Source organism: Clostridium estertheticum, assembly GCF_018861295.1.
Lineage (GTDB): Bacteria > Bacillota > Clostridia > Clostridiales > Clostridiaceae > Clostridium_AD > Clostridium_AD estertheticum_D.
In genome coordinates, this window is record NZ_JAHLDM010000049.1 from 1 (window position 1) to 9,529 (window position 9,529).

Sequence of the window (9,529 nt, forward strand, 5' to 3'; positions counted from 1 at the left end):
TGGCGTTATTCATCATAGTTGTTTCACTTGTTTTAAAATAAATTAAAGGTTTTAACAAAGGATAAAAAAGCATCATTTGTAGAAAATAAATGCTTATAACTTTTGTCATGAATATTATTTAAATCTTTTTTAAAACTCACGTTCATCCTCCTAAGTATATCAAATTTTTGCCTGAAATAATATATATTATAATAATATTATTACCGAAAAGCGAACGTATATTCGTGTGATGAAAATTATTATTAGTATAGAATTTGTTTGAATATATTCTTGTTAAAATGTAGATTAAAATCTTATAAGAACCTAATAAGATTTTAATTAAGCAAATAGTAATAATAGCTAATAAGTGACTGAAATCACTGAAGTGTAGGAAGTTAAATTTAAGTTAAAAATGCTATGAAATCTAATTAAATTTAAAAGATTTCATTCCATCTTAGTGAGAAAGGGGTGCCTTTAAATCAACAAGTTACTATGATAAAATGTAGATAGTGCCATATTAGTAAATGATTTGGTATAGTGTATATTTGATTGAAAATATTAGTTGTTGCTTAATTATATAAGGGAGGCATTAGTGAAGTATGAAGGATAAAGTTGATATTGTTACTAAAGATATAATAACTAGTGATTCCATCCAATTTAATAGTTTTTAGCATAATGGATATCAAAGCTTTTACCTGAAGATTTAATGAGCTCAGGGATTTTGTCGCGGACTTGTTTGTTGTAGATTTTAATGGGGGACCTCAAGTAAATAAATACTAAGGATACATATATTAATTGTATCTTTTTTTATCTTAATATAATTAGTTTTATTGTAAGGAATATTGGATATAGAAAAGCTAACCTGTAAAAACTTTTACAGGTTAGCTTTTTATAAAGAAATTATTTTAAAGCGTTTTTTCTAAATAACGCTTTATTCCCTCTTAAACTTTAGCTATTTTACGTCTATTGTTGTTTTTCCTATGCCATATACACTTTCCCAATCATTTACGAATTGATTAACACTCCAATCAGTAAGAGGATGTGCAAGCATTGCATCTAATATCTCTGGATTTACAGTTACAGAGTGCCCACCTACAAGAGCCACATTATGTACTTGTTGAACGTTTTTAAAAGAAGCAGCTAAAACTTTAGCATCTATATCATATTGATCAAATAATTGAACGATTTGAGCCACAACAGAAACTCCATCACCACTAATATTATCTATTCTATTAACATAAGGAGCAACAAAGGAAGCTCCAGCCACTGCTGCCATAAGAGCTTGCTGAGCTGTGAAAATTGCTGTAGCAGTTGTTTTTATACCCTTTTGTTTAAGTATTTTTATTGCTTTTATTCCTTCTGGTATAACAGGAATCTTAACATAAAGATTTCCACCAATTACACTATTTAAATACTCAGCTTCTTGGACCATTTTTTCAGCAGTTAGGCTAACCGCTTGCACATGAAGCATTGACTCAGCACCTATAATTTTTCTTATACCTTTTAAAATATCTAAAAAACTTTTGTTTTCTTTAGAAATAATTGTTGGATTAGTAGTAACTCCCGCCAGAGGGTAGAAGTTGTAAGCCTTTTCTATAGCCTCTAAATTTGCAGTATCTATTATATATAACATATACATGTCTCCTTTATTTTATAATTTGATTTTAAATTCATTTAAGCATTTTACGATTCCATCTTTTGACTCTGAAAACTTTAGTCCATAACTTTTAATTTTATCAGTACATAGTCTTATATCTCTACTATAATTACAAACCACCAACTACCACATTAAGATCATTATTTCTCATTTCATTTGCTATCTTTTCTATTGATTCGGGGGTAGGAATGTCTATATTATTAAGTTTATAATCTAAATTTAACAATTTATATTTATTACTTCCATACTGATGAAAAGGTAAAAGGTGAATTTCAGTAAGATTTAAACTTTTATTAACAAAGGCAATTATCTCTTTTATATTTTCATCATCTGCTGTATACCCTGGTATTAGAGGCACTCTAGGTATAACTTTTTTATGCATTTTCACCAAGGTTTTAATATTATTCTTTATTAGATTTATATCTGACCCCAGTATTAGTTTAGCTTTCTCTTTATTCATTATTTTAAGATCAAATAATATTAAATCTAAATAAGTTGCTAGTTCAATAATATTTTGGGTACTACCTTGTCCACTAGTTTCAATTGCGGTATTTATACCTAGACTTTTCAGCTGCTTAAGTAACTCTATTGCAAAGGCACTTTGGGATAAAACTTCACCACCTGAAAGGGTTACCCCTCCTTTAGAAGTACGGTAGAAAATCATATCCTTTTGAACCTCTGTAACAACTTCCTCTACGGTCATATATTTACCAAATTGAGTAATTGCACCTGTTGGGCATTCATCTACATCAAAGCTACAGTGCTGGCAGTGGATGCATTTACTTTCCATTTTCACTGTTTGAGGCTGGAAGCTTATAGATTCAGGGTTACTACACCAAGGGCATTTAAGAGGACATCCCTTAAAAAATACAATTGTTCTAATTCCTGAGCCATCATGCAAGGAATATCTTTGAATATTTAGTATTAATGCTTTCATCTAATCACTTCCTATAAATTATGCTGGGTTCTTCTTATGATATCATCTTGAATTTCACGGCTTAGTTCTATAAAGAAAGCACTATAACCCGCTACTCGTATAACAAGGCCCTTATAATCATTTGGACTAGCCTGAGCGCTTTTCAAAGTTTCAACGGAAACCACGTTAAATTGTATATGCTGTATTTTTAGCTTCATAAAGGCATATAGAAAATCACATAATTTATGGATACCTTCCTCGCCATCTAGAGTTTTAGGACTAAACTTAACATTTAATAGACTTCCATTTGTTGTTAAGTAGTTATCTAACTTGCTTACGCTTTTTAGTACTGCAGTAGGCCCAAGCACATCTCGACCAACCATAGGGGATAATCCGCCATCTGCAAGTTGTTCTCCGGCTTTACGTCCATCAGGAGTAGCACCTACAGATTTTCCAAGGGGAATATGAGCTGATACTGTGTAAGAGCCAGGTACAAAGGTTCCACCTCTAGGCGTTATATGTTGCTCTACAGTTTTTGAGTAGTATCTAAGAATATCAGAACTAAGATTATCTACTTCATCATTATCATTTCCGAATTTATCATATTTATTAATCAAGCGAACCCTAAGTTTTTCATGCTCTACGCCTTGAAAATTACTATCTAAAGCATCTACTAGATCCTTTAAAGAAATTCTTTTCTCGTCGAATACAATCTTTTTTAGAGCATAAAGAGAATCGCTCAAATTTGCTATACCAATACCTTGTACACCGGAAAAATTGTATTTTGCGCCGCCATAGGTTACATCTTTTCCAGTCTCTAAGCAATTATCAATAAAACATGAAAGTAAGGGAATAGGCGCAAATTCTTTATGGGAAGTATCTACTATATTTGAGCCTTCTACCATAAGCTTCACATATTTATTGATATTTGTTTTTATATTTTGAATTATTTCATCGAAGGTAATATTTTCATCGTTTTTATTTTCTCTTAAGGAAATCTCCATTATCTTTAGCAAGTTAAAAAGTGCTATATCATGTAGGCCGTAAGTTTTTCCAGGAAGTGAAAGTTCAACACAACCAACCACAGAATAATCCCTTGAATCCTCTAAACTAACACCTCTGTTTAAAAATCCTGGAACTATTACTTCATCGTTAAATATTTGAGGTATTCCTGTACCAAGTCTTATTGTTTCAGCAGTTTTCTTTAAAAAAGCTGGCTCTATAAGTTCATTTACACGTACACCCAAATTTGGTTGAGGAAGTCGGATATCTTGATAGGTATCTAGGGCAAGATAAGATAAACTATTAACTGCAGAGCGTCCGCTTTGTGTAAGTCCCCCAAGGGTTATAGTATAACCAGTTGGGAAACCAGCAAAGTAGGTAGCACTATTACTACTTCTAATTAAAACTACATCATTAGTTTTAATCCATAAACAGGTTAAAGTTTCTCTTAGAATTTCCTTAGTTATTCCATTCTTAAGGTCATTTTCATAAAAATGGTACATATATTTATCAAAACCACCAAGAGATAAGGAACTAGCATTTGATTCATATTGTAGAATCACAGATAAAAACCATAATAGTTGACAAGCCTCATAAAAATTCTCAGGTTTTTCTGAAGAAATTTTTGTTGAAATTCTGGCAATTTCTAAAAGTTCAGCTTGTCTTATCTTGTTAGGTTCTCCATCAGCACTTAGTTTTGCTAGAGCCGCATATCTTAAAATATGTGTTTGAGAAGCTTTTAGTGTAATTATCGAAGCTTGATAGAAGTCGTTACCTGGGTGTTCTTTAGATAGTAATAATGTTTTATTTACTATCTGACCTAAACCACTGTTTAATAATTTCTCAAAATTAGGAATTATATGTCCTTGACCTTTATCAGTTTGATTGAGTTTAAAAATATCTAAATCGGAAGGAACCCGAACTTCAGGAGTAAGTCTTTTGTTTATATAGTCTTTTAAGGATTTACCTACCCAATAAGGATAAAGAACTTCTCTATAAAGCTTCTTATTGGCATCTGATATAAAAAAGGGGTCTTGCGGTCTACTTTCTAATGTATCAAGTTCATCATTAATCCAGTAGGGATCCATTTCAGGAGAAATGATCCCACTCCTAGGTTTTGTTGTTCTATTACCAACTATAAGTTCTTCTTCTCTTATAGATATTTGAACATTGCCCAGTATGTGGGCGGTTGCTTTTGCCCGCCTAATAAGTGAACTTTGGCCTTCTGTTTCTTTATAGCTTTCTGTATATAGCAGGGCTCTTTCAAGAGATACTTCTCTTTTATTTTCAAAAAGTTGGTTTTTAAGTTTTTGAATTCTATCACTAGTCAAAGCATACCTCCATTTTATTTTTAAAATTGTTGTTTATTGTTTTATCTTAAAACGATTATTATTTATTATTATTGTGTATTGTTTGTTCTTATTGTATAATGAAATTAAGAAAAGTTCAATACTTAATTTAAAATTTAAAAAAGTATTTAAGGCATAATATATGTGTACATTTCAAAGGGTAAGGTGGAGAGGATATGTTTGCGGAGGAAAGAGTAGAAAAGATTATTAAACTATTAAATGAAAATCAAAAGGTAGTTGTAAAGGAACTAAGCAAAAAGTTCAATGTAACAGAGGATTGCATAAGAAAAGATTTAAAAGCCTTAGAAAAACAAGGAATAATTAAAAGAACTTATGGAGGCGGAGTATTAAGTAGGAAGTCTGCTCCACATAATGATATTTTAATTAGGAAGAATATTAATTTAGAGGAAAAATTAAAAATTGCAGAAAAGGCTTTTGAACTTATACAGCCAAGTGAAACGATTTTTTTGGATATATCATCCACAAATATGCTAATTGCTGAGAAAATTGCAAAAGGCAATAAAAAACTATTAGTTATAACTAATATGATTGATATTTTTAGAACTTTTTCAAAATGTGATCATGTAGAAGTAATAGGGACTGGCGGAGTGTTTGACAAAGAATTAAATGGATTTGTAGGATCAACAGCTATTGAGAATATATCTAGGCACAAAGTAAATCGAGCCTTTATAGGTAGCTGTGGAGTGAATATGTTTGACAAAAGTATTACAACTTTTGATGTGGAAGATGGTAATACAAAAAAAGCTATTATTTGCTCAGGAAAAAAAGTTTATCTAGTTATGGAAAGTAAGAAATTTTATTATGATGGGACATATAAATTTGCAGATATATATGATATAGATGCAATTATTGTAGATGAAAAGCCAGATGAGAAAATTTGTAGAGAACTAGAAAAAATAAATGTAGACTTAATTTAAATTAGACAAAAAAGCCATTAGAGAAGGTGCAATAGTATTTATTGCGCCTTCTTCAGGAGTTTGTGGAAAAATCAAAAATTTGCATAGTGAGATTAAAAGAACCTATTATTAAGGTAGAAACTCAAGGGTCAATAGGCATAGAAAATAGGTTAACAGCGCAGGAAATACTAGAGGCTGATATAGTTATATTAACAAAGGATATTGGTATAAAAGATGAAGATAGATTTAGTGGTAATAAAATTGTTAGAGTAGGGGTAAGTGATGCAGTAAAAAAAGCTACTCAGATTATTGAAAAGATTGAAACTCACCTAAACAGTAAAAAATAAAATTGATTTTAAAAATATAAAAGAGGCAATGGTTGAGTTATAAATTAGTAAACACGCCCTTAGTGGTATATGGTTAAACAACTATTAAGTATAAGGGGATTAGAAAGAGGGATGCGTGAAGTATGATGGATAAAGTTGATATTATTAATAAAGATATAATAACTAGTGATTCCATCCAATTTAAAGGGGCCACGCTAGATTACGATTCAAATTGCTCTACAGGGGATAAGGATTATTTATTACCTAAATTAGCATCCTCATTAAAAAAAGCAAAGACTATAGATATGGCGGTAGGATTTTTAATGGAATCAGGAGTGAAATTACTTATAAATGATTTAAAGCAGGTGGCGCAAAGTGGTGTACGGATAAGGATATTAACAGGGAATTATCTTAATATCACTCAGCCACAAGCTTTATATTTAGTAAAGGAAGCACTAGGGGGTAAGGTGGATTTAAGGTTTTATAATATTAAGAATAAATCCTTTCACCCTAAGTCATAAATACTTGAATATGAAGAGGATGGAGATGCTTATATAGGATCTTCTGATATGTCGAGTTACCAAAAAACAAGTACAACAGCTATGGATTTTCTCATAGCTGTTGTACTTGTTTTCTATAAGTATTTTTTTAAATCCTCAATTTTTTCTAAATCAAATATATCTGTTGCTATTTGATCAATAGCATCCTCGGGTAAAGATCTAATCTTATCTGTATAATAATCAGAAAGACCATTGAATCTTTTCTTTAGCAGCGTTATAAGTTGTTCGGTTTTACCTTCTTTCTTGCCTTCCTTCTTACCTTCTTTCAAACCTTCTTTTATTCCATCACTTTTTAATTTACCAAAGATGTTTGATGCATTAGAAACCATAATTTCAACCTCCTCTTTTTTATTTTCATCAAATATGTCTTCTACTAACTTATTCATATCATATATTTCATCGTTATTAGTTGTATTTTTAATCCATCCTTTTAATAATAATTTTTCCTCAGAAGTTAGGTTGTTAAAATTAATTACTATATTTTTCAATCTTTCCAAAAACTCCATGGCATTTATATCTTGGTCTAAAAGAAATATGGCTGAAGCAATGTTTTTAAACTCATATAAATATTCCTTAGAGTATCTATTTATATCTACTAGTATATATTTAAAGTCTAAAATATTATCCCCAAATAAATAACTTTCATTTATTATATCTTTAAAATTCCTAGCACAGGTCCATTTCTTTGTGCCATTATAAAGAACTATCGGAACAATTGCAGGAAGTCTGTAGTTCTTTCTTTTAATTTCTTTTTTTTCACTATTTCTTAATATCTCTCTCCATAGTTCTACCATATACATTAACAATCGTATAGGCATACTGTGATCTACACTGGATTGAAGTTCTAGAAGGACATAAAATATTATGTTATTGTCTCCAATAGTTGCGTTATATACTATGTCAGATTCTAATTCTTCATAATCAGATAAAATATAAGATTTATCAACAAGTATTAATTTATCCTTTTCTAATTTATCTACCCATTCCCCTTGAACAAAGGTGTTAACAAAGGATAGAAAAGTATCATTTGTAGAAAATAAGTCTTTATAACTTTTATCATGAATATTATTTAAATCTTTTTTAAAACTCACGTTCTTCCTCCTAAGTATATCAAATTTTTGCATGAAATAATATATATTATAATAATATTATTACCGAAAAGCGAACACAAATTCGCATGATGAAAATTATTATTAGTATAGAATTTGTTTGAATATATTGTTGTTAAAATGTAGATTAGAATCTTGTAAAACGTTTAAAAACCTAGTAAGAATTTAATTAAAAAAATAATATTAATAGTTAATAACAGACTGAAATCACTGAAGTATAGGGAGTTAAATTTTAGTTAAAAATGCTGCCAAATCTAATTAAATTTAAAAGATTGTATTCCATCGCAGTGTTTTTTTGTACTTACTAGCCAAAGAAGTGCAATAGTAGTTTGTATAGAAAATGGATTATATGATTTTTGATAAGTAAGTAAATATATACTATAATATATATAAATTAGTAAATACGCCCTTAGTGGTATATGGTAATACATTTATTAAGTAGAAAGGCATTTGGAGGAGGCATTAGTGTAGTATGTTGGATAAAGTTGATATTGTTAATAAAGATATAATAACTAGTGATTCCATCCAATTTAAAGAGGCCACGCTAGATTATGATTCAAACTGCTCTACAGGGGATAAGGATTATTTATTACCTAAATTAGCGGCCTCATTAAAAAAGGCAAAGACTATAGATATGGCGGTAGGATTTTTAATGGAATCAGGAGTGAAATTACTTATAAATGATTTAAAGCAGGTGGCACAAAGTGGTGTACGTATAAGGATATTAACAGGAAACTATCTTAATATCACTCAACCTCAAGCTTTATATTTAGTAAAGGAAGCACTTGGGGATAAGGTAGATTTAAGGTTTTATAATATTAAGAATAAATCCTTTCACCCTAAGTCATACATATTTGAATACGAAGAGGATGGAGATGTTTTTATAGGATCTTCTAATATGTCTAATTCAGCATTAACTAGTGGTATTGAATGGAATTATAGAATAAATAAGAATAAGAACTTAGAGGATTTTAGACATTTTAAGAATGTATTTGAAGACTTATTTTTAAATCATTCCATAATTATTGACGATGATGAGCTGAGGCGTTATTCATCAGTATGGAAAAGGCCTAAAATTTTTAATACTTTAGAAGAAGTAGAAGATAACAAAGAGGAATATGGTTTAGTAATTCCGATGTATGAGCCTAGAGGTGCACAAATTGAAGCACTGTATGAATTAAGAAAATGCAGAGAAGATGGTTTAGATAAAGGATTAATTGTTGCTGCAACGGGAATAGGTAAAACTTATCTTGCTGCTTTTGATTCGCTGGATTTTAATAGGATTCTATTTGTAGCACATAGAGAAGAAATATTAAACCAAGCAGAGATATCTTTTAAAAATGGTAAGTATGATGAGTTTGAGCTGGAAAAAGCCTTAATGCTTAATAAACGGTCAAATTTAATCCTAAAACATTATGAAAAGTATAATAATAAAAGAGCTTTAGGTTTCTGCAGCAATCGACGCCACACCATATACATGAGTAAATATTTTAATGAAAATGGAATTAAAGCCTGCGCTGTAATGAGTGGTGAACAAAATGAAGTCTGTCAATCTTATCATCAATAATTGTTATATGTTCAGAATGAACTTTATATCCATCCAAGAGAGCAACACTTGTAGGAATAAGTTTTCCATCTATCTTCACACCTATTTTTTTAACCTCATTTTCAAGGCTACCAAGTCTAGTTTCAAGCTTATCAAATCGTTCAGTGT

8 protein-coding genes and 1 pseudogene are annotated in these 9,529 nt (G+C 30.2%); 4 read left to right on the plus strand and 5 right to left on the minus strand.

Going from position 1 to position 9,529, the window contains the following annotated elements; all coding sequences use genetic code 11:
• Nucleotides 1-931 precede the first annotated feature (931 nt).
• The 3 genes from fsa to KPL54_RS25135 all read right to left on the minus strand — a co-directional run bounded on the left by fsa (nucleotide 932) and on the right by KPL54_RS25135 (nucleotide 4,885).
• The gene (fsa, locus tag KPL54_RS25125) at nucleotides 932-1,612 is read right to left on the minus strand and encodes a fructose-6-phosphate aldolase (protein ID WP_216109227.1); all 681 of its coding nucleotides are present in this window, start codon (nucleotides 1,610-1,612) and stop codon (nucleotides 932-934) included.
• A gap of 133 nt (nucleotides 1,613-1,745) precedes the next feature.
• Nucleotides 1,746-2,573: a [formate-C-acetyltransferase]-activating enzyme gene (locus KPL54_RS25130; RefSeq protein ID WP_216109228.1), complete on the minus strand. Its 828-nt coding sequence runs from the start codon at nucleotides 2,571-2,573 to the stop codon at nucleotides 1,746-1,748.
• A gap of 11 nt (nucleotides 2,574-2,584) precedes the next feature.
• The gene (locus KPL54_RS25135; RefSeq protein ID WP_216109229.1) at nucleotides 2,585-4,885 is read right to left on the minus strand and encodes a formate C-acetyltransferase; all 2,301 of its coding nucleotides are present in this window, start codon (nucleotides 4,883-4,885) and stop codon (nucleotides 2,585-2,587) included.
• Between the two features lie 194 nt (nucleotides 4,886-5,079).
• Between KPL54_RS25135 and KPL54_RS25140 the strand changes: the two genes are divergently transcribed.
• The 3 genes from KPL54_RS25140 to KPL54_RS25150 all read left to right on the plus strand — a co-directional run bounded on the left by KPL54_RS25140 (nucleotide 5,080) and on the right by KPL54_RS25150 (nucleotide 6,667).
• Nucleotides 5,080-5,841, plus strand: a complete 762-nt coding sequence (locus tag KPL54_RS25140; RefSeq protein WP_171299268.1) for a DeoR/GlpR family DNA-binding transcription regulator — start codon at nucleotides 5,080-5,082, stop codon at nucleotides 5,839-5,841.
• Between the two features lie 62 nt (nucleotides 5,842-5,903).
• Nucleotides 5,904-6,167, plus strand: a complete 264-nt coding sequence (locus KPL54_RS25145) for a PTS Fru family IIB subunit (protein WP_268038025.1) — start codon at nucleotides 5,904-5,906, stop codon at nucleotides 6,165-6,167.
• Between the two features lie 122 nt (nucleotides 6,168-6,289).
• A complete protein-coding gene (locus KPL54_RS25150) occupies nucleotides 6,290-6,667 on the plus strand; it encodes a phospholipase D-like domain-containing protein (RefSeq protein WP_216109231.1) in 378 nt (125 codons plus the stop codon).
• A 113-nt stretch (nucleotides 6,668-6,780) separates the two neighbouring features.
• On the opposite strand, the gene KPL54_RS25155 is transcribed toward KPL54_RS25150, so the two are convergent.
• Nucleotides 6,781-7,797, minus strand: a complete 1,017-nt coding sequence (locus tag KPL54_RS25155) for an Rpn family recombination-promoting nuclease/putative transposase (protein WP_268038024.1) — start codon at nucleotides 7,795-7,797, stop codon at nucleotides 6,781-6,783.
• A gap of 490 nt (nucleotides 7,798-8,287) precedes the next feature.
• Between KPL54_RS25155 and KPL54_RS25160 the strand changes: the two are divergent.
• Nucleotides 8,288-9,367: pseudogene (locus KPL54_RS25160) on the plus strand (DEAD/DEAH box helicase family protein); the annotation flags it as partial.
• Here KPL54_RS25160 and KPL54_RS25165 read toward each other — a convergent pair.
• Nucleotides 9,321-9,529, minus strand: a 209-nt coding sequence (locus tag KPL54_RS25165; RefSeq protein ID WP_375373016.1) for a hypothetical protein, incomplete at its 5' end; no start/stop codon positions are given. The pseudogene KPL54_RS25160 and the gene KPL54_RS25165 sit on opposite strands and share 47 nt — an antisense overlap.